The 26,310-nt window shown below is 68.9% G+C and carries 14 protein-coding genes; 13 read left to right on the top strand and 1 reads right to left on the bottom strand.

Translation table 11 applies throughout. The features are described from left to right. Nucleotides 1-11: 11 nt before the first annotated feature. From Q1M07_RS02455 to Q1M07_RS02395, 13 genes are read left to right on the top strand one after another with little or no spacing between them, the layout of a single operon-like run. The gene (locus Q1M07_RS02455) at nucleotides 12-194 is read left to right on the top strand and encodes a hypothetical protein (protein ID WP_300450161.1); all 183 of its coding nucleotides are present in this window, start codon (nucleotides 12-14) and stop codon (nucleotides 192-194) included. A 22-nt stretch (nucleotides 195-216) separates the two neighbouring features. Further along, on the top strand, nucleotides 217-1,311 hold the full coding sequence (locus Q1M07_RS02450) for a phage late control D family protein (protein ID WP_300450158.1): 1,095 nt from the start codon (nucleotides 217-219) through the stop codon (nucleotides 1,309-1,311). Further along, nucleotides 1,308-1,979 (top strand): phage baseplate assembly protein V, encoded by a 672-nt coding sequence (locus Q1M07_RS02445; protein WP_300450156.1) that lies wholly within the window; start codon nucleotides 1,308-1,310, stop codon nucleotides 1,977-1,979. Before Q1M07_RS02450 ends, Q1M07_RS02445 begins: the two co-directional genes overlap by 4 nt. Further along, entirely contained in the window at nucleotides 1,973-3,820 is a 1,848-nt protein-coding gene (locus tag Q1M07_RS02440) for a hypothetical protein (RefSeq protein WP_300450153.1), read from the top strand. The genes Q1M07_RS02445 and Q1M07_RS02440 overlap by 7 nt, the downstream gene beginning before the upstream one ends. Beyond that, nucleotides 3,817-4,236, top strand: coding sequence for a GPW/gp25 family protein (locus tag Q1M07_RS02435; protein ID WP_300450151.1), 420 nt, complete (start codon nucleotides 3,817-3,819; stop codon nucleotides 4,234-4,236). Before Q1M07_RS02440 ends, Q1M07_RS02435 begins: the two co-directional genes overlap by 4 nt. Nucleotides 4,237-4,282: 46 nt before the next feature. After that, nucleotides 4,283-6,541 (top strand): putative baseplate assembly protein, encoded by a 2,259-nt coding sequence (locus Q1M07_RS02430; protein WP_300450148.1) that lies wholly within the window; start codon nucleotides 4,283-4,285, stop codon nucleotides 6,539-6,541. Between the two features lie 9 nt (nucleotides 6,542-6,550). Further along, on the top strand, nucleotides 6,551-8,689 hold the full coding sequence (locus tag Q1M07_RS02425; RefSeq protein WP_300450146.1) for a phage tail protein I: 2,139 nt from the start codon (nucleotides 6,551-6,553) through the stop codon (nucleotides 8,687-8,689). After that, on the top strand, nucleotides 8,686-10,164 hold the full coding sequence (locus Q1M07_RS02420; RefSeq protein ID WP_300450143.1) for a hypothetical protein: 1,479 nt from the start codon (nucleotides 8,686-8,688) through the stop codon (nucleotides 10,162-10,164). The genes Q1M07_RS02425 and Q1M07_RS02420 overlap by 4 nt, the downstream gene beginning before the upstream one ends. After that, on the top strand, nucleotides 10,157-12,310 hold the full coding sequence (locus tag Q1M07_RS02415) for an ATP-binding protein (protein WP_300450141.1): 2,154 nt from the start codon (nucleotides 10,157-10,159) through the stop codon (nucleotides 12,308-12,310). Before Q1M07_RS02420 ends, Q1M07_RS02415 begins: the two co-directional genes overlap by 8 nt. 14 nt (nucleotides 12,311-12,324) lie before the next feature. Continuing rightward, nucleotides 12,325-13,698 (top strand): hypothetical protein, encoded by a 1,374-nt coding sequence (locus tag Q1M07_RS02410; protein WP_300450138.1) that lies wholly within the window; start codon nucleotides 12,325-12,327, stop codon nucleotides 13,696-13,698. A 14-nt stretch (nucleotides 13,699-13,712) separates the two neighbouring features. Further along, the gene (locus Q1M07_RS02405) at nucleotides 13,713-15,032 is read left to right on the top strand and encodes a hypothetical protein (RefSeq protein WP_300450135.1); all 1,320 of its coding nucleotides are present in this window, start codon (nucleotides 13,713-13,715) and stop codon (nucleotides 15,030-15,032) included. A 2-nt stretch (nucleotides 15,033-15,034) separates the two neighbouring features. Beyond that, a complete protein-coding gene (locus Q1M07_RS02400) occupies nucleotides 15,035-18,430 on the top strand; it encodes a hypothetical protein (RefSeq protein WP_300450084.1) in 3,396 nt (1,131 codons plus the stop codon). Nucleotides 18,431-18,445: 15 nt separating this feature from the next. Then, a complete protein-coding gene (locus Q1M07_RS02395) occupies nucleotides 18,446-25,087 on the top strand; it encodes a DUF4157 domain-containing protein (RefSeq protein ID WP_300450081.1) in 6,642 nt (2,213 codons plus the stop codon). On the opposite strand, the gene Q1M07_RS02390 is transcribed toward Q1M07_RS02395, so the two are convergent. Continuing rightward, nucleotides 25,084-26,202 (bottom strand): EAL domain-containing protein, encoded by a 1,119-nt coding sequence (locus tag Q1M07_RS02390; protein ID WP_300450078.1) that lies wholly within the window; start codon nucleotides 26,200-26,202, stop codon nucleotides 25,084-25,086. The genes Q1M07_RS02395 and Q1M07_RS02390 overlap by 4 nt on opposite strands. Nucleotides 26,203-26,310: the final 108 nt, after the last annotated feature.

Here is a 26,310-nt window from a genome sequence, read left to right as displayed (position 1 = left end):
GAGGAAGAGCGATGCCGATCGAAATTGGCGAAGTTGACGCCGAAGTCGAAGTCGATGCGCCGGGCGCCGGCGCCAGCGGCGGCGAGCCGCCGCGCAGCGAGGCGTCGGCCGAGGCCTTGCAGCGCTGGCAGCAACTGGCGCGGCGCGACGCACAACTGGCGGCGCGCACGCAGGCCTGGGGTTTCGACGATTGAGTGACAGCATGAGGACGCGACGATGCCGCTGATCCCGAGTCCGCTGCAGGCCTCGACGATCCCCGAGATCAAGGTCGACGGGCGGGCGAATGCCGAACTGGCACGCGACGTCTGCCTGCTGCAGATCGACGAGGACGTCCACGGCCTGCGCCGCCTGCTGGCGACTTTCGTCGCCGTCGGGCCGCGTTCGGGTGAGCCGAACGAGCGGCTCAACTGGCTGGACGGCGCGGTGCTCGATTTCGGCAAGGAATTGCGTGTCGCGCTGGGCCCGACCGACGCGCGCCGCGAAATGTTCGCCGGCAAGCTCAGCGCGCTCGAACTGTCGATGGAGCAGGGACGCACGCCGGAAGTCGTCTGCCTGGCCGAGGATCGGCTGATGGACCTGCGTTTGACGCGGCGCTTCAAGACCTATGAAAACGTCAGCGAAGCCGACCTCCTGCAGCAGATTGCCGCCGAGCACGGCCTGAGCGCGGTAGCCGACGTCGCCGGCCCGACCTGGCCGCTGGCGCAGCAATGGAATCAGAGCGACCTGGCCTTCCTGCGCGAGCGCGCGCGGCGGTTGGCGGCCGAGGTCTGGGTGGACGGCGACGCGCTGCACATGGCGACGCGCGACCGGCGCGGCGGCAACGCCGTGACGCTGATCCAGGGCAGTAATCTGCGGCAGGTCCGCCTGCGCGCCGATCTCGCCGCGCAGCGCAGCAAGGTCGTCGTCGGAGGCTTCGACGACGGCGATCAGGACGCCATCGACGAGGCTGCCGAGTCCAGTGCGATCGCCGCCGAAGCGCAAGGCAACACGCATGGCGCGCAGGTGCTCGAACGGGCGTTCGGCGAGCGGGTCAGCTACCGCGTGCGCGACGTGCCGTTGGCCGACAGCGAGGCGGGCGCCATGGCGCGCGCCTCGCTGCTCGGGCGGGCGCGACGCTTCGTCGGCGTCACCGGCGTCGCCGACGGCAGCACCGCGATCGGCGTCGGCAGCCTGCTGCGTCTCGAACGCGTCAGCCCGCTGTTCGAGGGCGATGGCTATTACGTGACGCGCGTCCGCCACCAGTACGACCAGACGAGCGGCTACCGGACGCACTTCGACGCCGAACGCGCCTGGCTGGGGAGGGCGACATGAACGGCGACCCGCGTTTTCCGCGCGACGGCGAAGGGCCGCGCTGGTTCGGGCTCTACCCGGCGGCGGTCAGCGACCTCGTCGACCCGGACGGCAAGGGGCGCATCAAGGTGAGGATTCCCGCTTTCGGCACGGCCGGCGAAGCCGTCTTTACCTGGGCGACGCTGCTTACGCCCTATGCCGACCAGGATCAGGGCCTTGAGATCCTGCCCGAGGTCGATTCGCAGGTGGTGCTGGCTTTCGAGGCCGGCGATCCGGCGCGGCCCTACATCGTCGGTGCCTGCTGGAACGGCAGCCGTGCGCTGCCCGAGTCGGCCGCGGCGGCGAACAATCTGCGCACGCTGAAGACGCGTTCGGGGAGCCTCCTGCAGTTCGACGACAGCGACGGCGCGGCCAAGGTCACCGTGTCGATGGAAAGCGGCCACCGCATCGTGCTCGACGACGGCGCGCAGGAGCTCACTATCGAGCACAGCAACGGCTGCAAGATCAACATCAACATCGCCGGTCAGGTGACGATCACCGCCAACGCGACGGTCGAAATCAATGCCTCGGCGGTCAACGTGCATGCGCCGATGGTCAGTTGCGATGGCATCGTGCAGTGCACGACGCTGATCGCTTCGAGCGGCGTCGTTTCGCCGAGCTACACGCCGGGTGCGGGGAACGTATGGTGATCACACGCCAGGCGAAACATCCGCTACCCGACTGGCGTCTGGTCGGCCCGTGGTACCGCTGGCCGCGGCCCGGGCTGCCGGCTGACGGCCGGGTCAGCCGGCCGGCGATCCAGAAGTTCGCCGGTGACGATTTCATCAAGGACTTTCTCGCCCATCCGCAGCGTTCGCTGAAGTACGATGATCAGATCGACGTGGTCAATGCCTATCAGCTCGTCGAAGCCGGATCGTTTGCCGCGAAAGTCCTTTGCCTGCTGCCGCTGACCGCCGCCGGCAAGCCGGCACCGAAGTACGAAGCCGACGGCACGACGCCGGCCAAGGCGACGGTCTATCGCGCCCGCCTGGCGCCGACCAGCCTGCGCAAACTTTACCAGCCGGCGCACGACCGTCACTACCTGGTCACCTGTCAGCTCCATTGCGACGCACCTGGTTTCCCGCGCGTCGCTCGTCAACAGGTCTGCCAGGCGGGATTCGTCGTGCGCCGCCGACGCAGCATCCTGCCGCCGGGGCTGAGCGCAGAAACCGTCACCGAACAGGCGAAGGCCGCGCAGGCGATGGCCGCCGAACTGCACGAGCTGCTGACGCTCGATGCCGCGGCGAGCGACCCGCAGGCCAGCGCCGGGCTGCGCGCCAATGCCCAACGGCAACAGGCGCGGCACGCGGCGCACGAGAAGCAGACCGACTGGTCGGCCCTGTTGGCCGACAAACGCGACAAGCTGGAAGCGGAACGCAAACGCCTGCAGCGCTGGTACGACGAACACGGCGTCACGGTAGACATCGACGCCTGGTTTCCGACCCAGCAGGACGGCCGGACGAGCCGCGTCTATGGCGAATGGCGTCATCTCGACAGCGCCGAGAAACTGGTCGCCGATGTCACCGGCGGCGAGCAGTGGTATCCGCTGTTTCCCGTCATCCCCGACCCGCGCGAAGCGCAGCACGACGCCGCCGGCTGCAGCCTTTACTACGGCACGATACCGACTGGCGGACTGCAGCACGACGCCACCGGCGCGGCGCGTTTCGACGACCTGATGACCTACGAGATCCGCTGTTTCGTGCGCCAACATCACTCCTGCCCGTCGCGCGTCGGCAAGACCCCCGACTGTCACGGCCCGCTCGTCTGGAGCCTGCCGAGCGACGCTTTTCGCGTCGCCGCACCATTCGACGTGCTGGGTGCCGCCAACCGGCCGATCACGATCAAGATGCCCGACCTGCGCGAACTCGCCGCGCAGGCGGCGACGAGGCCGCGCGGCAAGCTGTCGCCGATACGCTTCGTGCAGCCGCAGCACCTGTCGCCGAAAGTCAAGGACAACGCGGCGGATGGCGGCGAAATGGGCGGCGAGGCCATCTGCAGCTTCTCGATTCCGTTGATCACGATCATCGCGCTTTTCGTCCTCAGCCTCTTTCTGCCGATCGTCGTCTTCATCTTCAACCTCTGGTTCCTGCTCGTCTTCCGCTTCTGCATCCCGCCGCAGATCAAGGTCGCCGCCGGACTGGACGCGGCCCTGGCGGTGACGCCGCCGAAGGTCGACCTCGACGCCGAGTTCAGCGTCAGGATCGAGGGTCTCGATACGCTGGTCGATCCGGACGACCTGCACGATGCCCTGACGATCGGCGGCGATTCGATGAAGACTCGCATCAAGAGCGATGTCGGGGTCGACGACGACCCGGCAATCGACGACCTTAACAACAATAGCCTGGGGCCGATCGACCAGACGCTGCAGGACAACGCCGCGCGCTTGCCGGCGAGCGACGGTACGCTGCCGCCGCTGCCGCCGGTCGGGACGCCGCTGATCTACGAGGAGCCGGTCGTCCCGGTCTGGCCACCTGCCGGAGCCACCCGATGAGCAGCCCGACGAGCAGTCAACTCAAGCGTTACGAACGTCTCGGTCAGGGCCTCGGCCAGCCGATCTTTCCCGACGAGGGCGGTCGCCTGCCGCTGGTCGCCGGCCCGGAGAAGGTCCGTCAGGCGATCCTGACGATCCTCGACACCGAGCCCGGCGAGCGCGTGATGCGCGCCGATTTCGGTTGCGGCCTGCGCCGCTACCTGATGGCGCCGAACAACCCGGCGACACGGGCCGGCATCGAGCGCGAGATCGCCCAGTCGCTGGCGCGCTGGGAGCCGCGCGTGCAGGTGATCGGCGTGCGCGTGTCGCCGACCGACGAGCGCGCGACGGTACTGATCGAAATCCACTACGCGCATGTGCTGGACGGTCGCCAGGACGTCCTTGTGTACCCCTTCTATCTGGAGCAGGCTGGATGAATCGCGCCGCTTGCCCCAGCGCCGCCTTGCCGGCCGGAGACGAACCATGCCACTGATCGCCCCCATCCTGGACGACCGCCGCTTCGAGGACCTGTTCGCCGAGTTGCGCAACCGCATTCCGGTCTACAACCCGGCGTGGACCGATCATCTCGACAGCGACCCGGGAATCACCCTGCTGCAGCTCTTCGCCTATCTCGGCGAGGGCTTGCAGTTCCGCTTCAATCAGATTCCCGAAGCGACGCAGATCGCCTTCCTCCGCCTGCTCGATCTGCCCATGCAGCCGGCACGTCCGGCGCAGGCGCTGGTCCGTTTCGAGAGCAAGGTCGCCAACGGCGTCGTGCTCTATGGCGGCGATCAGGTCAAGGCCGGCAAGACGTTGTTTACCCTGACCCAGGACGCGACCGTCTGGCCGCTCGATTGCGTCACCGTGGCGCGCCGCAGCCTGCTCAGCGAGGAGGATCTCGGCGACACAGCGAAAGTGCGCGGCTTCATCGACGCTCTCGACGCCGAACTGGGTGCCGCCGTCCAGGGCAGCGTCGACGCGGTACGGCTGGCGCAGGGCGAGGACCGCCAGGTGGCGCCCTACGACGTGCTGACGCTGGGTTCCGACGGCCTTTCGCCGCCGGTCGACTTCTCGGCCACGGTCGACGGTTGCGTCTGGATCGGCATTCTGAAGAACGCCGGCGTGATCGACGATCCCCTCGTGGACCTCAAACGAGTTGCCGGTCGGCCGTTGGCGCTGTCGCTCGGCTTCTCGCCCGCGGCCTGGTATCCCGACATCGACCAGGTGGCCGCCTGCGGCGCTGGCGACGGACCGTCGCTTGTCTGGCAGGCGTCGCTGGCGGCGCGGCGCAAGGACGACAGCCCGGACTACCTGCCGCTGCGCGTCGCCGGCGACACCACCGCCGGGTTCACTCGCCAGGGCGTCGTCCGTCTCGAACTGCCGGCCGACCTGAAGCCGCTCGGCGTGCCCGTGGCACCACTCGGTCTTGAAGGCACCGGTGACTTTCCGCCCGAACTCGACGACGACCGGGCCGATCAACTGTGGTTCTGGCTGCGTGTCTGGCGTGGCGACGGCAGCCGCATCGGCGAGGTGCAGTTGCTGACGCTGAATGCCGTCACCGCCGAACAGAGCGTCGCCGCCGCCGGCGAGCTGCTGGGCAGCGGTAACGGCCAGCCCGGCCAGGTCTTCCAGCTCGCCAATGCGCCCGTGCTGCGCGACGCGCGCTATCCGGTGCGTCTGCAGGTCGAGGAAAGCGGTGCCTGGACCGACTGGACTCAGGTCGAGACGCTGGACGCGTCGACCGACAACGACCGGCATTTCGCGCTCGACGCCGAAGCCGGCACGCTGCGTTTTGGCGAGCGCGTGCCGCAACTCGGCGAGCGCTTGCGCGTCGCCGGATATCGCTGGGGCGGCGGCGCCGCGGGCAATGTCCCGTCGGCGGCGATCGACAAGATCGGCACGACGCTCGCCGGGCCTCTACCGCCCGAACCGCTGCGCCGGCCGGGGCAGGTGGCCTTGAAATGCCGCAATCCGCTGCCGGCCAGCGGCGGTGCCGACAGCGAGAGCCTGGAGGCCGCCTTGCGCCGCATCCCGAGCGAATTGCGGCGCAACCACCGGGCGGTGGCGCGCGACGATTTCGCCGAACTGGCGATGCAAACACCGGCCGTCGTTCTCGGTCGCGCCGAATGTCTGCCGCTCTTCCATGCCCCGAGCCGCCGTCGCAAACCGGGTACGGGGAGCGTCGTCGTCTGGCCGGCGCGCGACGCGCAGCATCCGAACGCGCCGCTGCCCGACGCCTGGGAGCTGACGCAGGTTTGCGGCTGGCTCGATCGCTGGCGACTGGTGACCACCGAGTTGTACGTCATTCCTCCGACCTATCGGCGGATCGCCCTGGCCGTGTCGGTCAAGGTGCGCGATGGCTACGGCCTGGACGCCGTGCGCGACTGGCTGGACATCCTGCTGCGCCAATACCTGGCGCCGCTGCCGCCCTACGGGCCGGACGGGCAGGGCTGGCCACTCGGCCGGCGGCTGCTGGCGCGCGAGCTCGAAGGGGTGGCCATGCAGGTCGAGGGAGTCGAATACCTCGCCGCGCTGCGTCTCGACGCAGCACGCAGCGATGCGGACGGCAATGTGGTCTGGACGGCGACCGAGAGCCTGCCGATCGACGACTGGGAAGTGCCGGAGGTGGCCGGTATCGTCGTGGTCGACGAGGCGACCACGCTACCCGCGCCGGGGGTCGGGCTGGCGCCGCCGTTGGCGCGGCCGCCGGTGCCCGTACCGGCCCTGCGCGACGTTTGCTGAGCCGATGCCATGCGCCTGATCCCCGATTCCGGCGTCCGTGTGCTGCGCGGTATGGCCCATTGGCAGTTGTGCGCGCTGCACGATACGGCGCGCGTCGACGACCTGGTGATGCTGGCACCGGCGGCCACGCCGGCCGAAGACGGGGCGCCGGCCACGGGCCCGTTCACCGGCGGCTACGCCGGGATGGCTTTCGACCGGCGCTGCCGGTTTTTCCACCCGCGGCCGGAAGACGGGAAAGTGGACAGCGTTCTCTGGGGCCGGACGACTTCGCTGGGCGTTCACGACGGCAAACCGCAAGCGTTCGCTATCACTCCCGCGGCGACCGAAGTCGATGGCGCGACCATCGGTGACCTGCCCAGGCGCCCGCTGGCGCTGGCGACCGACGACACCGACTATCTTTACCTCGCCGATCCCGACGCCAAAGCGGTCTGGCTGGTTGACACCTGGCAGCAGGAAGTGGCGCGACGGATCGACTTCGCGCAGCCGCCGGTCGACCTCGCCGCTTGCGGGAGCGACGTCTTCGTGTTGCTCGCCGACGGGACGACCTGGCAACTGGCGCCCTGCGACGAAGCACGGCGTACGGCCTGGCCGGCGGTCGCCGGGGGCGAGCGGCTCGCCATCTCGGCCGCCGCGCGTGGCGGCTATCTCGCCTGGGTGCTCGAGCGCGCCGGCCAGTTCGACGCCGCGCTGCATGCGCTGCACCTCGGGCAGTCGATCACCCTGCCGTTCTGTACCGACGTCGCCAGCCAGGCGGAGCACCCGGAGTTCGGCGCGCTGATCGTCGTGGCGCAACTGCCCGGCGACCAGTTCGTTCGCCTGCGCCTGCTCGGCAATCAGCCGACGCTGCTGCCGCCGCTGGTGGCGCCGCATTACGACGGGCGCGGCATCGTTCTCGCGCCCGATGGACGGGTCGCCTACTGGACGGCGCAGGGCCTGCGGCATGCCGCGCCGGCGCGGGCGCAATATCGCCAGAGCGGCCGGCTCTTTTCGTTCGCGCTCGATGCCGAGCACGATCAGATGTCGTGGGGTCGCCTGATCGTCGAAGCGTGCCTCCCGGCCGGCACCGGCATCCGTTTTCGCGCGTTCACGCGTGACGACCTGGAGTTCGGCGACCCGATCGACGGCCAGGGCCTGGCCGGCGAGGTGCCGGTGCTCTCGCAGCACACCTGGGAAAACGACGGGCGGGAAACGCAGGCGCTCTTCCGTGACCCGTCGGCGCGGCCGCTGACGCCGGTCGCGGCAGACGGCTTCGCGCTCTACGAGGCGCCGCTGATCGTGCCGCCCGGCCGCTACCTGTGGCTGGTTTTCGAGTTCTCCGGCACGCGCAGCAAGAGCCCGCGCCTGCGTGGCGCACGCGCCGAGTACCCGGGCCACGATCTGCTGAAGAAGCTGCCACGCACGCTGTGGCGCGAAGCCGCGGCGCGCGATTTCCTCTTCCGCTACCTGATGCCGCCGGCCGCCATGCTCGACGAATGGCAGTCGGTGTCCGGCGACCGCCACCGTCTGCTCGATTCCCGGATCGCGCCCGCGCAAGCCTTGCCGTGGCTGGCCTCCTTCCTCGGCCTGGTGCTCGATCCCTGCTGGCCGGCCGAGGTGCAGCGGCGGATGATCGCCGAAGCCGCGAACCTCTTCCGGACCCGCGGCACGCTCGCCAGCCTGCGGCGCATGGTCGAGATCCTCACCGGCGCCGAAGTGGTGATCGTCGAGCATTTCCGCTTGCGCGGCGGGGGCGTCGTCGGCAACACGCAGGTCAATGCTTCGCAGGCCGTACTCGGCGTCGGTTACCGGGTCGGCGGTGCCATCGGCGACCCGCGACGGCAGGCGCTGGCCAGCGACCAGCCGCCATCCGGCGACGATTTCGAGAATTTCGACGACTTCGCGCACCGTTTCACGGTCAGCGTCGTCGCCACGCTCGATGCGCGGCAACTTGGCTGCGTACGCCGCCTGCTCGAACTGCACAAGCCCGCGCACACCGATTTCACGCTGTGCACTGCCGACAGCGGAATTCGCGCCGGCCTCGGGGCGCACCTCGGCATCTCGTCGGTGATCGGCCAGTCGGCGGGATTTCAGCCGGGTCTTATGGGCGACGCCGTGCTCGGTGCGGGCTATCTGCTCGGGCGGCCGGAACTCGATCGGGAGCAGTCATGAGCCTCGCCATCGAACGTCTGCGCGCCCGCTTCCGCAGTCCGCTGCCCTTGCCGGACGAGCGTCGCGACGCTTGGCTGCGCGCTTGCGCGGCGGCCGACGGCGAGGCGCTCAGCGCCGGTCTGGTGGGTGACGACGAGTGGCTGTTCATCGGCCGCCTGCCGCTCGCCCTGCGCTGGTCGATCGACGCCGGCGCCGAGGACGTCGGCGCGCAGTGGCAGGGCGAACTGCGCCGCGCCATCGCGCGGACGATGAGCGGTGGAGGTGAGTCGTCAACCCTGCGCTATGCCAGCCGGCGCGCGGCGCTGACCGATCTCCTGTACCGCAGTGCGCTGGGCGAGTGCCACCGGCAGTGGGCGTGGCAGCGCATGGGGCTCATCGCGCGCGCCGGCCAGGAAGCCGAAGCGGTACTCGCCGCCGGGACGGCCCTGCTGGTCGGCGAGCCGTCTCTGGTGTGGCCGGTCATCCACCGGTTGATGTTCGCCGAGCCCGACACGGCGGCGTTCAGCGCCCTGCTGCGCGCGCTGCCGGCGGCGGCGTGGGATAGCCTGCTGGCGGCCAGTCCACGCACTGCGGCCTACGTCGACGCCGGTCGCCGCGTCTTGCCGACGCCCGGCCGGCGAGTGGCCGGCGATGACGATGCGGCGTGGTCGCTGGCGGACGACCCGCAGACACGGCAGTGGCTGCACTGGGCGGCGGCGCGAGCGCCGTTCGCGGCGCGCCATGTCGACCTCCTGAGCGTCCTGCTGGCCGCGCTCAAATGGCCCGCGGAGGGAATGCCGCCGGCCGTCCTGCGGGCGCGGCTGGCGACGGTGCGGGCCGAGCTCGCGGCCGCGGTCGGAGAAGCCGGAGCGCGCCGATGGGTGAGTGCAAGCCGGCCGGCCGAGGCACCATCCGTCGTGCCGTTGCCGACGGCAACGGCCGGCATGGCGCGCGACGGACTCGAGGAGGCGTACGAGCCGCAGCAAGCGCATCGCTTGCCGGATCTGCCCGAACTGCCCGAAGCCGGTCGCTGGGAAACCACCGACTGGGGCGGCCTGCTGTTCTGGCTCGGCCGCCTGCCGGCCAGCGGTGCGCTGGACTGGCTGGCGGCGCAGCCCGAAGTGGCGCCCGATGGCTTGGCGATGTTGCTGCGCGGGCTTGCCGATGCGCTAGGCGTGCCGGCCGGCGATGCCGCGCGCGCGGCGTTCTGCGGTGGCGAAGTGCCGGCCGGCGACTTGCCGGCGCGGCTTGCCGAGTACGCCGCGGGGTTGGTCGACGGCTGGGCGGCGTGGCTGGCCGAGGCAGCACCTGAAATGGCGGCGCCTCGCCTGGCAACGGTTTGCCGGCGCCGTGGCCGGCTCCGTTGCGAGCCCGGCTGGATCGAACTCGTTCTGCCGCTCGATTCGGTGGACGTCAGCACGCGCCGTCTCGGCCTCGATCTGGATCCCGGCTGGTTGCCGTGGCTGGCCTGCGTTCTGAGGATTCGCTATGAGTGAGCAGACGACCTTGCGCGAGGCCTCGCACCAGGCACTGGTCGGCGAGATCCGCGAGCATACGCGCCGCGAACTGGCGCAGGTCGGCCAGCGTCTGGCGCGCCGCCTGGCGCATTTCGTCGGCGCCGGCGAGGCGTTGGCGAGCGGTCTCGGCGACCCGTCGCGCGACGCCCTGCTGCCCGCGCTGGCCTTTGCCGAACGCTTTGCGCACGACGTGCCGCCGGCCGTGCAGCCGCCACCGGCCGCGCACCCGCTGTTGCGCCTCGAGGGCTTGTCGCGCTTGCGCCAGTCGTCGGCGCTGCTCAGGGATTTGCTGCTGCTCGCCTGCCTGCCGGAAGCTCATGAAGGCTTCGCGACGCTTTGCCGCCTGTTGCACCCCGCCGGATTGCCGATGCCGACCGCCACGCTGGCTCTGTTCTGGCTCGAGTCCGAGGGCGCCGGCCAGTGGCCGACGGCGGCCTTCGCGCAGCGCGACGCGATCGAGGATCTGCTCCACGACTCACCGTTGGCGACCCTGCGCCTGCTTCGCCTGGTGGGCAGCGGGCCGTGGCAAGGGCGCAGTCTGCAGGCCGGTCCGGGGGTCTGGGAAGCCTTGATGGCGCGGCCGCCACGTCTGGACAATGGCGAACTCGTCGGCGGCTACGCCCAGGTGCCGGGGCTGGACGACTGGCTGGCGCTGCCGGCAGTCAGCCAGGCCGTTCTCGCGCTGCGCCGTGGTTTGCCTTGCCAGATCATGCTCGTCGGTGGCGACGCCGCGATGCGTGTGACGCGCGTGCGTGCGCTGCTCGGCGCGGCGACGGTGGTTGCCGTGCGGACGCGTATCGACGGTGTCGAGGCCGAAGCGCGGGATGGCCAGTGCGTCGACGGCTACACGGCGGCGTTCATGCATCAGGCCTGTCTGTGGCTGGAGGCGCGCAGCGACGAGCCGGCGAGCGACGCCGCACTGGAACGGCTGAGCGCCGGCCTGGCGGCGGCACTGCCTCACCTTCCCGAATTGCCGCTGATCACCAGCGGGCATTCCGAGCGCCACGCGCCGATGCTCGGTCTGCCGCTCATCCGCCTGCCGGTGCAGGCGCTCGCCGCGCTGGCCCGGCGCCGCCTGTGGCAATGGCTGCTGCCGCAGATCGGAGAGCAGGCCAGCGTCCTCGCGGCGCGTTATCCGATCGACCCGGACGACGCGCGCGACGTCGTGCGCGATCTGGGATTGCGGCAGAGTCTGTCGTCGCAGCCGCTGGCGCTCGAGCAGGTCGGCGAGTGCATTCGCGCCCGCACCACCTGGAGCAGTCGCCCGGGAATCCAGCGCTTCCAGCCGCGCGCCGACTGGCAGGCGCTGCTGCTGCCGGAAGCGGCGCGCCGCCAATTGCAGCGCGCCGTGCGGCGCGTGCTTCAGCAGATCACCGTGCTCGACGACTGGGGCTTCGCGCAGGGGCGCGGCGAACGGCGCGGCGTGCGCATGCTGTTCTTCGGTACGCCGGGGACTGGCAAGACGCTGGCGGCCGAGGTCGTCGCGCGGGCGCTCGGCGTCGACCTGCTGGTGGTGGACCTGGCCAGTCTGGTGTCGAAGTGGATCGGCGAGACCGAGAAGAACCTGGCCGCGGTGTTCGACATCGCCGAGCGCTCGCGCGCCCTGCTGCTCTTCGACGAGGCCGACGCGCTGTTCGCCAGACGCACCGAAACGCAGGACGCCCACGATCGTTACGCCAATCTGGAAACCGCGTATCTCCTGCAGCGCTTGGAGCGTTACGAGGGCGTCGCGGTTCTGACGACCAACCTGCGTTCGAATCTGGACAGCGCTTTCGCCCGCCGTTTCGAATTCATCGTCGAGTTTCCTGAACCCGACGCGGCGGCGCGTGAAGCGTTGTGGCGCCTGCATCTGCCGGCCGGCGCGCCGCTAGCCGACGACGTCAGCCTGCCCGAACTGGCTGCCTGGTACGCGCTGTCCGGCGCGCAGATCAAGAGCGCCGCGCTGGCGGCGGCTTTTCTCGCCGCGGCAGCGGCCGGCCGGATTCATCAGCGCCATTTCCTGCTCGCCGTCGAGAATGAATTCGACAAGGCCGGGCGCGCCCACCCGGGCTTTCCGCCGCACACCGTCTGGCCGGCCGAAGAATACGCCGACGACCTCGCACCGATTACCCCGCAAGCATGCTGACAGGAGGAATTTCCATGGCCACCCTGACCCAATACTGGACCGACGAGGTCTCTCGCCTCGACACCGCTCTGCGTGCCGAGCAGGCGGCGGTGGTGACGCTCGGCAATGCCCTGGCGGCAGCGCAGGCGGCGCAGCGGTCGTCGGCCGACGCGGCGCGGCAGGCCGCCGACGACCTCGCGGCAGCGCGCCGTGAACTGGCCGCCATCCCCATGCCGGCCGACGGCGACCCGTTGCTGCGGCGCATGGAAGAGGCTCTGATCGGGCTGGCGACCGCCAATGACCGACTGGCCGATGGCGAACTCGCGGTACAGCGACGGCGCGCCGGCCTGTCGGCGCACCAGGAGCGGGCCGCCGAGCTGACCGGCGAACTGGACGCAGCGCGGCGCGCTCTGGTGCAAGCCAGCCAGGATGCCGCGGAGCGGGCTTCGATGGCCGACGCTTTGATTAGCGGCAGCCTCGCCGGTCTGGCGGCCGACGCCGCGGCGGCGCTCGGCAGTTTTGGCGCCGACGCGCGCGCTCGTGTCGAAGGCGAATTTCCCGCCAGCGGCACGGCGGAAAAGGATTTTCTCAAGCGTGTACGGGCGCGGCGAGCGATCGTCGAGGCGTCAGTGAGCAGCGCGGCGGCGGTCGAGGCGGCTGCCTTCACGGCCAGCCACGACGCTGTGGGGCAGGCGCAGCGGGCCTTCGATGCGGCGCGCCGGGCGCTGGCGGCGCGCTTTCAGGCGGCGTCGGCGCTCGCCGCCGACACGGCGACACTGGAGCGTCTGGCGGCGCTGCCGGTGGCGCTTCCGCCGACCCGCTTCCCGATTCTGACGCCCTGGCAGCAGGCCCGCCTGCACGACGCGGGCCGCCAGTCGGCGCGCGAATCGGCGCTCGTCAAGCTGAAGGCGGTCGACGACGCGCAGCTCGCGCGGCGAGCCGCGCAGGCGAGCTATGATCAGGCGCTCTATGCGGCGCTGAAGGCGGATCCCGATGCGACCCTGGTGCAACTCGAAGCGACGACGCTGAGTGCGGCGCGCGCCGCGCTCGACGGCAAGGCAGCCGACCTGGCCAGCGCGCGCGCCGCGCTCGACGCCGGCGAGCGGTCGATCCTGCAGTCCTGGCTGGCGGCCGTTCCCGACACCCTCTGGGAGGCACTCGACAGCCTCGACGGCGCGCTGGCGCGATTGACGCTGTTGCAGGGACCACCGACGTCGGCCGCGCTGCTGGCGGAGCTGGACAGCGCCGAGGCGGCGCTGGCGGGTGCCCTGAGCGCGGCCCGGCTGGCGCAGCGCAAGGTGGCCGCGGCGAGTGCCGCGCACTGGCGCGCCAGCGCCGATCGGTTGGCTGAGAGCGAGACGCAGCGCCAGCGTGCGACGGCGGTCGCGCGCAGCGCGTCGCTTTACTGAGCACGGAGACGGCCATGAAAGCGAACGACACCCCCGGACTTGCCTGCAGCGGCGTACCGGTGATCGACCGCTGTGCGGCGAGCCTGCCCGACAACCCGCAGTGCGCGCCGAATTACCACTTCGGCATGTTGCTCGGTGTTGCCGATCTGCGCGCCGAGCAGGGCTTCCACGTCGGCCGTCTGCGCCGCCATCAGCGCCTGCTGCACGGCAGCGGCGTCGTCGCCGGCTATCCGGTGCGCTTCGATACCGACGATTTCGAACTGCACGTCGGTCCCGGCTATGCCATCGACGCACTCGGCCGCGATCTCCTGCTCGACGTCGAGCAATGCGTCAGCCTGCCCAAGTGGTGGGAAAAGCACGCCGGCGATGAGGAATTCGACGATATCGAAGCGGTCAAGGATGCCCGCTTCGACCTCGACGTGATCGTCGGCTACGGCACTTGCCTCGCCCAACCGGTGCCGGCGATCGCCGAGCCCTGCGCCGGCAGTGCCGCCGACATCGCCTACGCGCGTCTCTGCGAGCGCCCGCAACTGGCGCTGGTGCGGCACGTCGAGGCGCCGGCGGCGGCTTCGCCGACGCCCTATCACCTGTTGCAACGCTACTTCGGGCGGCTTCCCATGGCGACCGACAGCGCCGGCCAGCCGCTGCCGGCCGAGCAGTGGCTGACCGACCGCCTGGCCGTCTTGCCGACCTTGCCGGCCGCCGACCAGGCAGCGGCTCGCGCCGCACTGCTGCGCGAAGTCAGCGCGCGCGCGGTGGCCGAAATGTCGCCCTTGGTGGCCGACGAGCTGATGGACGCGGCCGACGACGATGAACTCCGCCTGCCGATCGCCCGCTTGCGCGACGTGCATGTCTGGCAGGACGCCAGCGGCTGGCAGGCGACGATCGGCAGCGTCGAACTCGGCGGGCGCGACAGCCTGCTGCCCGGCTACCTGCTGCAGGCCTTGCTGCTGACCGAGCCGCCGCCCGCGGCGGCGGCCGGCGCGGTCGTCGTCGGCGGCGGCGCGACGCTGGCCGGCAGCGACCTGACGCTCGTTTTCAGTCAGCGACTGGCGGTCGCCAGCGTCCAGGCGGTGGCCTTCGGCGTCAGCGAGTACCTCGACGACGAAGGCTGGAAGACTTTCGTCCTCGCCGCGCCGACCTACGACGAGAGCGATCCGGCGCAGCCAAGCGTCACGCTGACGCTCGATCGCGCACCGGTCGGCTCGCGGCTGCGCGTCAGCGTCGTCGGCACGGGCAGCACGCCACTGCTCGGCGCCAATCTGATTCCCGCCGGTGCGCTGCTTCCGGATAGCGACGGCCGCACCCTAACCACCACCATCTTCAGGGGCTAGTCATGGGCAAAAACGAAATCACCGGCGAGACCGTCGAGATTAGCGTCAAAGACGGCGTCGCCTTCATCGAGCAGGCGAGCCCACTGACCCGCCTGCATTACTTCGATGGGCAGTTCCTGCGCGCCGATGCTTTTGCGCTCGAACAGGATTACCACCGCACGCGCACCCGGCTGGCCAATCTGGCTGGCGGCTGGGGTGTCGTACACGGGATGGGGATTGCCGTCAGCGGGGCGGATCTGCGGGTCGGCGCCGGGCTGGCGGTTACGGCGGCGGGCAATTTCGTTCTCGCGACCGCCGAAATGCAGACGGCGATCGCCGATCTGTTGGCCGGTGCGACGCCAGCGCCGGCGAGTGGCAACGCCGAACTCGCCGATTGTCTGGCCACCGACAAGGGTGGCGTCAAGGAGAGCTCCGCGCTGGCGATCTACGAGATTACCGTCGGCCCGGTCGAAGGGCAGTGTGGCAATGAGCCGGTTTTCGGCAAATTGTGCGAGAGCGCCTGCGCCAGCGACGCGCGGCATCCCTGGTGGCGCGAAGGCGTCGTTCTGCGTCTGCGTCCCATCAAGCTGCTGTTGCCGGCGAGCAGCGCGGTTGCGACCTCGCATGTGCATCTGCGCAACCGTGTGGCATCGGCCTACTTTGCCGCCGAGCCGTGGCTGGCGGCGAACGCGCTCAGCGCGGCGGGGCTGGCCAGCGGGATCTGGTGCGAGCCGGCCGGCCTGTATGGGCGCGATGAAGTGGTGATCGGACTGCTGGTGCGTGAAGCCGGCGTCAATCGCGTTCTCGATGCCTGGAGCGGGCGGCGCGAGCGCATGGATACACAGGCGCGCGGCTATTGGCAGGGGCGCCTGGCGATGCGCCCGTGGAACGTCTTCGTGGCGCAGATCCTCCAGTTTCAGTGCCAGCTCAGCAGCCTTTTCGATGCCGGCAGCGCGGTCGTCACGCCGGCCGAAGATTGCGCGGAACTGCGCCTGTTGCTCGACAGGACGCGCCAGGAACTCGAGGCGCTGCACAAAAGGTATCGCGACAGCGCCGAGAAGATCGTCCAGTCCTTCGGCGACAAGCCGAGCAAGAAAGGCGCTCTGGAGGCGGCCAATGAAGTGAAGCTGGCCTACGCTGAGCTCTACGATCTGAGCAGCCAGCTCGCCGAGGCGGAACTCGGCAAGGGTGCCCTGCCGGCACAACGCATGCTGATCAACGCCGGCTTCGTCGAACTTCCGCCGGCCGGTTACCTGCCGGTCTCGCCCGGCAAGACGGCGCTCGAGGAACAACTGGCGCGCATGTTCGGCGAGGGCGTCCGCCTGCACTACCATGCCGTGCGGGCCGACGAGATTGCCCACCTGCTGAGCGAAGCGCAGCATCTGCAGCGCCTGTCGCTGACGCGCGGCATCGATCATCCCGGCGAGTTCGAAGAGGTCGAGATCTTCGTTCCGGACGGTCAGGTGGTGGACCTGCAGAGGCAGGCGGCCGGCACCTGGTGGCAGGTCGACATGCGGGCGGCCGCGCTGACCGTATTCGACTTCGGTTCGCTTGAGAGCAAGACGGAAGCCGCCGCGGCGGTCGACGCGGCCCCGGCTCCGGCTCCGGCTGCTCCGGCGGCCGCGGCGGCGCCCGACGAGAACGCTTACGGTGGTGCGCCGGCGGAGGTGGCGGAGAAGGCCTACGATCGGGTGGACAACCCGCTGCTGGCGTTGACTCTTTCCGGAATGGCGCGCAGCGAGACGCGCGACGACGGCAGCTACGGCCTGACGCTGACTACCTCCGCCGAGCCGCAGGAGGTCTCCGGTCTCGAGTTCAAGCGCGAGCAGAAGCTGGCGCTCGAAATCGGTCGCTACAGTGTCTACCTGGCCGGCGACGTGGGCGGCGACCCCTTCGACCTGGGGCTTGGCGGGGCGCTCGACGTCAAGGCGGAACTGCGGGTGATTGCCGGTCGTCGGGGCACCGTCGCGACGCTGACCGGCGAGCTGACGGTTCTGTCGCGCAAGTTCGTCGAGGACTACGTCGAACTGCTGGTGCAGATGGACATGATCGCCAGCAGTACGATGGTCGGTGGAACGGAAACGCGGAAACCCGACGCCAGGCGCAGCACCTTGCGCCTGACGCTGCTGCGCCGGGGCGACGGTGATGCCGGCAGCTTCATTCTCGACGATCAGCGGCATGACCCGTCGAATTCGCCGGTGTTCATCGATTGGCAGGAATCGCCGCGCCGCGCCGTGCTCTCGGTGAGCAACTCGACGGAGGCCAAGAAGGCGGTGCTGCAGAACGTCGTGCGGGCGCTGGCGAGCAGCGGCGTCGGCTTGTCCGGAGACGCCACGCTGGCAGCTCGCCAGCCTTTGCTCGTCATGAGCGCGCTGGCCGGCATGCCCGCTGCGACGGATGCACTCGGCGTAGCGGTGATGAATACGCTGCTGGCGATCGCCGAAGTGAGCGACGACGCCGCTTTCCTGGCCCGTGCGCGGCGCCGGCTGTTCCCGACGCTCGACCTGCCGGCGGCGCAGCAGGTACGCGCCGTGCAGGACTGGGTGATGTTCCGCCGGGCGCGCACGCACCTGTGCGGACCGGTCTGCGCGCCGCTCGTCGTTCCGGCGGTCGAGGCTTTCCAGGTCTGGCATCTGCGGCTGGAAACGCTCAAGGATTTCGAACTTCTCAAGGCGGCGCTCGACAAGGGCGACCCCGAGAACCTTGCACGGTTCAAGTTCCAGCGCGTGGGGATCCTGCGCTTCCGTGACGAGAGCAGCTTTGCCGAAGAATCGGCCGAACGCGTGCTGGCGATGTGGCGCCTGGCGGCACCGGCGCCGCAAGTGGTTCTCGGACGCGTATGGGAAAGCGCGCCGGCGACCGGGCAGGGTTGGCAGAATCACTTCCGCCTGCGCAACATGTTGCAGCAGATCGCCAGTCTGACCCGGCCGCCGGCGGCGGGCGAGGGTGCTCTGGCGGCGATTCCACAACCGCCGCCACCGCTGGCCGACGGTGCTCTCGACGGTGGCTTGCTGGTGGTCAGCGCCGCGGCCGGCGAAACGCGCAATGCGCTGCTCATCTACGGCAACTGGGATGCCCCGAATCATTACCTGAACAAGGAAGCGCCGCGCAGTCCCCTGGAGTTCGCCGACAACACGCCGCAGGGGGCGGCGCTGGCCAACTTCATCGCCTCGCTGAACGTCGACCAGCCGGTGCGCGGCGTCACCTTGGCGACGACCAAGGCCGCGCCGGATGCCGGCGCTCCGGAGCGGCTGAAGGCGGTTGTCGAGGCACTGGTGGCGGCCGGCAGGCCTGCGCCGGCCGCGGCGCGCCAGGTGGTCCAGGAAATCAACGCGCACGACCGCGGGCAGCTCACCGAGATCGGCCTCGTCGCGAACGATTACGACGAGGTGATCTTCTTCGAACTCAACGCCGGTTGACGGGGGCCGGGAACGATGCCTGCCGCCGCTCCACCCGCCGCGGACTTCAAGAAACCGGCCACGCCACCGGCCAAAACCGGCCAGGCGGAACGTGGGCAGAAAGCGCCGGACGCCAGACCGCCTGAAGCGCGTCCGGTCGAGCCGGGGGCGGTCGTCGGCCGGCAGGCGTCGCAAATCCGGGCGGGCTCGCCAGCCACAAGCCAGGGCGCTTCGGCGGCACCGTCCGGCAGTAGCCAGCAACGCTTCGACCGTTTGGCCGTACGCGCCAAACTCGCGGTCAGCGAGCCGGGCGACGCGGTCGAGCGCGAGGCCGACGCTATCGCCCAGCGCGTGATGCGCCAGCCCGAGCCGGCCGTTGCGTCTGGCGCCGGCGTAGCTCCCGGTCGTTCGCCGGGCGAACAGATCAAGCGTCAGGAGCCGCGTGCGGCGTCGGGCGGGGGAGGTGGCAAGGTTTCGCCAACGGCGCCGGCGACGCCTGTGCCGGTGGCCAAACCGGTGCCAACAGCGAATGCGGCGGCCGCTACCGACGGCAAGCGTGCGGGTCAGGTGCCCAATCCCCCGCCGACGGCGACGGCGGCGTCGGCGGTGCCGGACGAAGGCTTGGTCAAGCGCCAGGCGGCAGCCAGCGCCGCGGCGCGCGATCGGCCAGCCGCCGGCAACGTTCCCGCGACGGCGGCCGAACTGTTGTCGCGCCTTGGTGCCGGCGTGCCGCTCGACGCCGACACGCGCGCCTTCTTCGAGCAGCGTCTGGGCCGGGATCTGAGCGAGGTGCGCATCCATGCCGACGACAGCGCCGGCGAAGCGGCCCGTCTGTTGCGCGCGCGTGCCTTTACCTGGGGCAACCACGTCGCTTTCGCGGCCGGCGAGTACCAGCCGGCAACGTCGTCGGGCCGGACGTTGCTGGCGCACGAACTGGCGCACGTGCTGCAGAACGATTCCATGGCGGTGAGCAACGTCGTGCGCCGCAAGCCCGACAATCCGAAGTACAAGGACGCCAACGACATTGCCAGCGATGCCATCGATCCGGCGAAGGACAAGGCGGCGCGGCCGGCGCTGGAAACGCTGAAGCTGCCCGCGATCAAGGCGCGGCATGCCGATCTCTACAAAAAGCTGGCCGGTAAGTCGTTGCGTCGCCCCAAGGGCTACGACCGCAAGACGCCGCCTTTCCAGACCGAGCAGGTCAAGAAGTGGAAAGAAAAACTCGATCTCGCCGCCTACTACGCGGCGATCGGCTTCCAGGTCGGTGGCGGTCGCCAGACGCTGACCTTCTACGGAGCGCAGGAGAAGAGCCTCTCGGGCACCGAGGGCGAGCTCATCGAGCAACTCAAGGTTCCGACATGGACGCCGGACGGGAGCTGGCTGAAGTCGCCCCTGCAGGTCGACCACATCGTTGAAGTGCAACTCGGCGGCGCCGATGCCTTCGACAACTACGAGTTGTTGACCGGAGCGCACAACACGAACGTCGGTTCGCAGTTGCGCGCCGTGATCTACGCCAACGTGAAGGTGTACCTCGGTGCCGTGGACAAGAATACCGGCGACGCGCTGGTAAAGAAGTATCTCGACGAGAACGACGTCGACTTCAAGACCGTGGAAGGCGGCGGCGAGGGCAAGAACCCCGAGAAGACGGCGCAGTTCTGGAGCCGCCAGCAGATTAGCGAGGGCAAGCACCTGATCTGGCTGCAGGACGAGAAGCGCCCGGCGAAGGACGACGGCAACGACAAGACGCGTTTCGCGCTCTACTCCTACACCGGCCAGGGCTTCATCGACGCCTTTCCGCGCAACAAGAAGACGGTCACCTTGATCGACAGCGGTCGCCTGGCCGGGATCGAACTCAAGTCGATCACGCTGACGGCCGACCTCGACAAGGACCATACCGGCAGTGTCGGCGAGCTGAAGGGCTCCTGGGATTTGCCGAAGGGCGTCAAGGCGAACAAGGGAACCACGTTCCAGAGCACCCTGAACAGCGTTTCAGGCAAAAAATACGCCGGCGCACTGTCGAGCCTGTCGCCGCCGCAAGTCGAAGTCGAAGGCGCCAGCCCGGTCAGCTTCGGCGAGCTCGCTTTCGTGCGCGGCAAACTCAGCGTCGACGGAACCCTGACCACGACTCACCCCTTGATCTCCGGCGTGCCGATTCCGGTGCGCTGGCGCGGCGACGATTTCGCCTTCGAACATACCTTCTCCATCGAGCAGTTGAAAGGCAAGCTGCCGGTTCCCGGTCTGACCATAGACGATGTCAGTCTGACGCTCTTCTTCGCGACGCAAGGCTTGGGTGCCGACGGCTCGATCAGCTTCACGATCGCCGGTCTGGGCGCCGGCATCCTCTCGGTGACCGTCAAGGCCGGGCCGAAGGGGCCCGAACTCGTCGCCAAGGGGACGCTGACCGCCGACCGCAAGCTGTTCGATCTGGCCACCGTCGACCTCGGCTACTCTAGCAGCAAGGGCTTCTTCGGCGGCGGCACGCTGGGTATCACCAATCCGGACAAGGTCAAGGGGATCAAGTCGGCGACGCTCAAGGCGGCCTACGCCGAGTCCTTGTTTACCGCGACCGGCAGTGTGGAGCCGGACATTCCCGGCCTCAAGAGCGCATCGCTGACCGTCGGCTACGGCAAGGACACGCTGCAGATCACCGGCAAGCTCGGCATCGACGAGAAGGTGCCGGGAGTCGAGAAGGCCGACATCACGGTCAGCGTCACGCAGGGCGACAAGGGCTGGAAAGTCGCCGCCAGTGGCGATGTCACGCCCAAGTTGCCGGGGCTCAGCGGCGCCAAGCTGAAGTTCAGCTATGATGACGGTTCGGTGCTCGTCGAAGGCGAATTCAGCGTCAAGAAAGGTCCGCTCGACGGCAAGGTCACGGCGGGCGTCACCAACGCCACGGTCGACGAGAAAACCGGTGTGCGCGGCGACAAGGGCGCGGGCAAGGACTTCAAAGTGTTCGGCGCGGCCGACATCAAGGCCGAGTTCATCAAGGACAAGCTGGACGGCACGCTGAAGCTGCGCTTGTTGCCGGACGGCTCGGTGCGCGTCGGCGGTAATCTGAAGACCAAGGACTTCGAGGTCTTCGGCAAGTATCCCAAGGACGGCGGCGAGTTTTTCAACAAGACCTTTTCGACGCCGCCGGTGCCGCTGCCGGGGCTCGGTTTTGCGGTCGGTTCGGTGAGCGTCGGCATCACCTTCTCGGCCTCGATCTCGGCCAAGGCGCATGCCAGCGTCGGGCCCGCAAAGCTGACCGGAATCACCATCGAAATCAAGGAATTCGATCCGGCCAAGGCGGATTTCCAGACGCTCGAAATCGGCGGCGGCGGGACTTTCGCGGTCTATGCCGATGCCGGCTTCGGCGCCGATGCCAAGATCAATCTGATCTTCGGTGCGGCGGTGGCCGAACTGGTCGGCAGTGTCGGCGCCGAAGCGACGGCCGGCATCCCGGCCGACAAACCCGTGCTTTCGGCGAAGTCCGAATTCACCTACAGTCGAGCCAAGGGGCTGGACATCACCAACACGCTGGATCTCGACATTTCGCCGGAACTGAAGTTCCGTCTGTTCGGCGAAGTGTCGGCCCGCCTCAACCTTTTGGTCGACACCGTTACGGTGTGGAAGAAGGACTGGACGCTGGCTGAAGCCAACTACAAGTTGCCGATTGGCATCAAGGCGTCGGGCAGTCTGGGCTACAACTCGAAGAGCGGCAAGATCCGGCCCGAGAAGCCTGCCGACGCGATCAAGGTCGAGCAGCCCAAGCTCGATGGCGACGCCATGAAAGGTGTGGTGACGGGCGACTCGGCGCCGCCGTCGATCGAGACGCTGGACAAGAACAATCAGGTGGTCAGCGACGAAAAGGCCTTGATGTGTTCCATGCCGGTCGCGGCGAGTTCCTCGTCACAAGCGCCGCCGATGATGTCCGTGGCGCCCAAGCAGTCGGTGATGCCGCGCCGCGCCGCGGAGGCTGCGCCAGCCCTGCCGACTGCGGTTGACGAGAGCGTGGTCGACCGTCTGGGCGCTGGCATCGAGCTTGACCTACCGACGCGCGGCTACTTTGAGCAGCGCATGCGGGCCGATCTGTCGCGTGTGCGCATCCACAGCGGTCTGGCGGCCGCCCGTGAGGCGGATCGGCTGGCGGCCGACGCCTTCACGGTGGGGGATCACATCGCTTTTGCGCAGGGCAAGTACCGGCCGGACACGCCCGAAGGCCAGGATCTGATCGCTCACGAACTGGCGCACGTCGCTCAGCAGCAGAGCGCTGGCGACCCGATCGTCCTGCGCTGGCCGGCGGTGACGCGCACGCCGGCGCAGACCTCGGAGACGCCGGCGAGTATCCGGGCGATGACGCTGTCCGGCTTCTCGATGCTCACCGACAGTCAGCTCGACTGGGCGACGAGCCCGGCCTTGCAGGCCGACGCGGCGGCACTGGCGGCGTTCCGCGAGCTCGATCGTTTTGCCGAGCGCCCGAACGTCGTGGCCGGGGCTGGCGATCTCAGGGTCGGCGACATCATCGGCAAAGGCATTCCGGCGATCTACGCGCCGCTCGAGAAATACGCCGAAGGCGCGGCGACCGACCACACCGCTTGGTTGCGTTCGACGAGCAACATCAACGAGGCCGAGAGCTGGGGGCGCGACCTGACGACTTTGGAAGCCGCCTGGCCGGCGGCCAACCTGTCGCTGGTCATGCGTGCGCCGCCGAATCCGGCGGCGAGCAAGGGGCCGTTCGAAAAGCTCGTCGATCCGGCGATGCCCGAACTGGGCAACTTCATCAGCTATCTGACGACCTGCACGCCGGTCCTGTCGGCCAATGACGGCAGCGAAGTCGAATCCTTCCTCGCCCTGCGTCGCGAAGGCGCCCTGCCGCATACCTATCACGGCCGGATCACCTATGCGCGAACTTTCCACCATTTCACCAAGGGGACGCTGGACGGTCTGGTCGGCAACGAAGCCTACCCGCAACTGGCCCAGTCGCCCTGGTCGCCCTTGCGGCGACCCCTGACGGTCGTGCTCTACCCGGCGGTCGACGACAACGGGGCCTTCCATCGCAATCTCGGCCTGCAGGACATGGTGAGCAGTACCGACATCCTGACCATCGTCATCGAAGGGCACGCGACGGTGGGTGGCTATCAGTCGCAACTGGCTCCGGTGGCGGCACGCTACGGGATCAATGGCCGGATTTACCAGGCGCTGATCGGCGGCCACGGCAACGCGACGGTGCTCAATCTGGCCGGTAGCGCGGGTGCGGCGATGACCGTCGACGCCCTGGGCACGAGTGGCACCGCGGGTGCCAACACGACGGCCCTGATGAGCGCCCTGACCGGCCTGATGAGCGGCGATCCGACGCAGCGCCGAATCGTTCTTGATGCCTGCCTGACCAACTCGCATGCCGTTGGCTCGGCCTTGCGCGCCTTGCCGGCCGACGCCGCCGCCGACGTCAACGCGGCGTTGGCCGCCGACCCCAGCCTGCGTGACGTGGTGGCGAAGATGGCCGGCCCGGGGGCCACGGTGCTCGGCGCCGATGCGTCGTTCGCGCCGTCGCAAACGACTTTCCTTCGCCCCGGGTCGACCGACATCGGTCTGAGCGTCCCCGGCGACCCCGATCTGGTGGCCGACAAGCTGGTGTACGTCGAATTCGGGACCGAACCGACCGGTTGCCTGCGGGCCGTACTCGAGTGCTGGGCACGCGACCAGGTGGCCGGGACGCATGCCTGCCGCGATGCGATGTTGCGCCGCATCGGCGCCGGGCGATCGACGCATCTGGGCGCGGTGGCTACCGATACCTGGCGCGAAGCCGTCATTCAGCCGCTCTACGATCTGGCGGCCAATCACTACTGGGGCAGTGGCGAGGCCATCCGCCAACTCGGCGAACTGGCCGACCGGGTGTTCGTCCTGTACATGGAGAACCACTCGTCGGCCGCCCAGATCGACAGCGCCCTGGCGGTGATCGCCGGCAACGTTGCGCAGGTCAATCAACTGTTCAGCCGCGTGACCGCCGACCCGACGAGTACCGGAAACATGCGCGTGGCGATCACTCTCGAGCAGGTATGGATGCAGTACAACCCGGCGCGTCGTGGCCGGTTCATGACCGAACTGGCGCGCTTCGGCAGTTGCGCACTGGCCGCGCCGCACGTCGACATGAACTTCGTCATGCCGCAACTGGCCGATCTCCTGCTGCTGCCACCGGTTGCCGCCCAGCTCAAGATTGCCTTGCTGGCGGCACGCCATGCACCGCTGGCCTCACCGCCTCCGTCGCCGCTGCCGGCCCACGTCGTCTACTTGCGTGGCTTGCTCGGCGCCGGGCCGACCTTCCCGGCGGCGGCCGGCATCGACGCGGCGCTCGGTCCACTGGGATCGGAAGACGAAATTCTTGCCGCCATCGGCCGGCCGCTCGCCGGATCCCGCGATCCGACGCGCCCGCCCAACGCCAATATCAACCTTGGCCGCGCTGACGTCCCCGACCAGAACGATTTCGCGGTGACACCCCTGCGCCGCAACGGCGTGGTGGCGACGGTACGCGACGATCTGATGGTACGCAGTCGTCCGACGACGGCGAGCAGCGCCAGCGGCCGCCTGCCGACCGGAACGTCGGTACGGGTGATCGGTGAATTCGGCACCTGGTATGCCATCGAGCAGCCGGCTAGCACGGGCTTCGTGGCCAAGCGCTACATCACGCTGCTACCCTAGCCGGCGATCTGACGGGGGCCTTGCAACTGGTCGACCGGAATCGGTTTACCGGTGAGAAAGCCCTGTATGAGCTGAAAGCCCATCTCCCGGCATACCTCCGCTTCGGCTTCCAGCTCGATCCCCTCGGCCAGCGGCACCGAACCGAGGTCAAGAACGAGTTTGACGAGGTCGCTGACGACGTGTCGTTTGCGCTCGCTGGCCAGGTGGATGTCGTGCAGCAGCCCCATGTCGAACTTCACGAAATGGGCCGGAGCCTCGCCGAGTTCGCTGAGCCGCGCCTGACCGGCGCCGAAATCGTCGTAGGCGAAGCGTATGCCGATATCGCGGAAGCGCGCGGCAAGCTCGATCAGGCGCCGGCTGTCGGTGACGGCGGTTTCATGGATTTCGATCACCAGGTCGAGCCCCGGGTTTTGCTCGCGCAGGCTGACCAGCGAGGCGAAGAATTCCTCGCTGAACGTTTCCTTGGGATGGGTGTTGGCAAACAACGCGAAGCCTTGCAGACGCGGTGCAATCATCGCGATGCCGAAGCGGCGGAAGGCGACGCTCAACTCGACCTCGCGATCGAGCGCGCTGGCCAGCGAGAAGAGGCGCATCGGCGAGGTCGGCAAGAGCGGGTGGTTGGCGCGACCGAGCAATTCGTAGGCCACGACTCTTCGGCTCTGTGCTTCGACGATCGGTTGCGCGGCACCCGACATGCCGTAGCCGTCGAGCAGGTCGAGGAACTCCCGCTCGTGGGCGACGAACATTTCCGACAAGCGCAAACCGCTCGGCACCAGCATGGTGCGTAACTGGTCGCCGCCGCTTGTTTCCTCGACGCGCAGGCGCAGGCGGAATTCGGCGGTGCCGAAGTGCACGATGTCCTTGTCGTCGAGCAGGCAGGATCCTTCGACGCGCTGGCGGCCGACGAAGCTGCCGTTGGTACTGTTCAGATCGGTCAGCCGGATGCGGCCGCTGATGTCGGGCGTGAGCAGCGCGTGATGTCGGCTCAGGCCGCGCGAAGTGAGAACGAGGTCGTTATCGGGATCGCGACCGATACGAAACGGCAATTGCGTGATCTGGTAGGTGAGATGCGAGCCATTGGCCGCGATCGACTCCAGGAACCATTGCCTTTCCACGTTGCGCTCCGCTGATCACAGTTGATGGAGGGTGTCGGTTTCAGAACATCGCCGGGCAGAGCCCATCGAGCTGTCGGGCCCGGGAGGGTTGAGCCAGCGAACGTCTGG

It is taken from the genome of Accumulibacter sp., from assembly GCF_029255285.1.
Lineage (GTDB): Bacteria > Pseudomonadota > Gammaproteobacteria > Burkholderiales > Rhodocyclaceae > Accumulibacter.
Note: the sequence above shows the minus strand (reverse complement) of the source record. Positions and strands in the feature narration are given on the sequence as shown.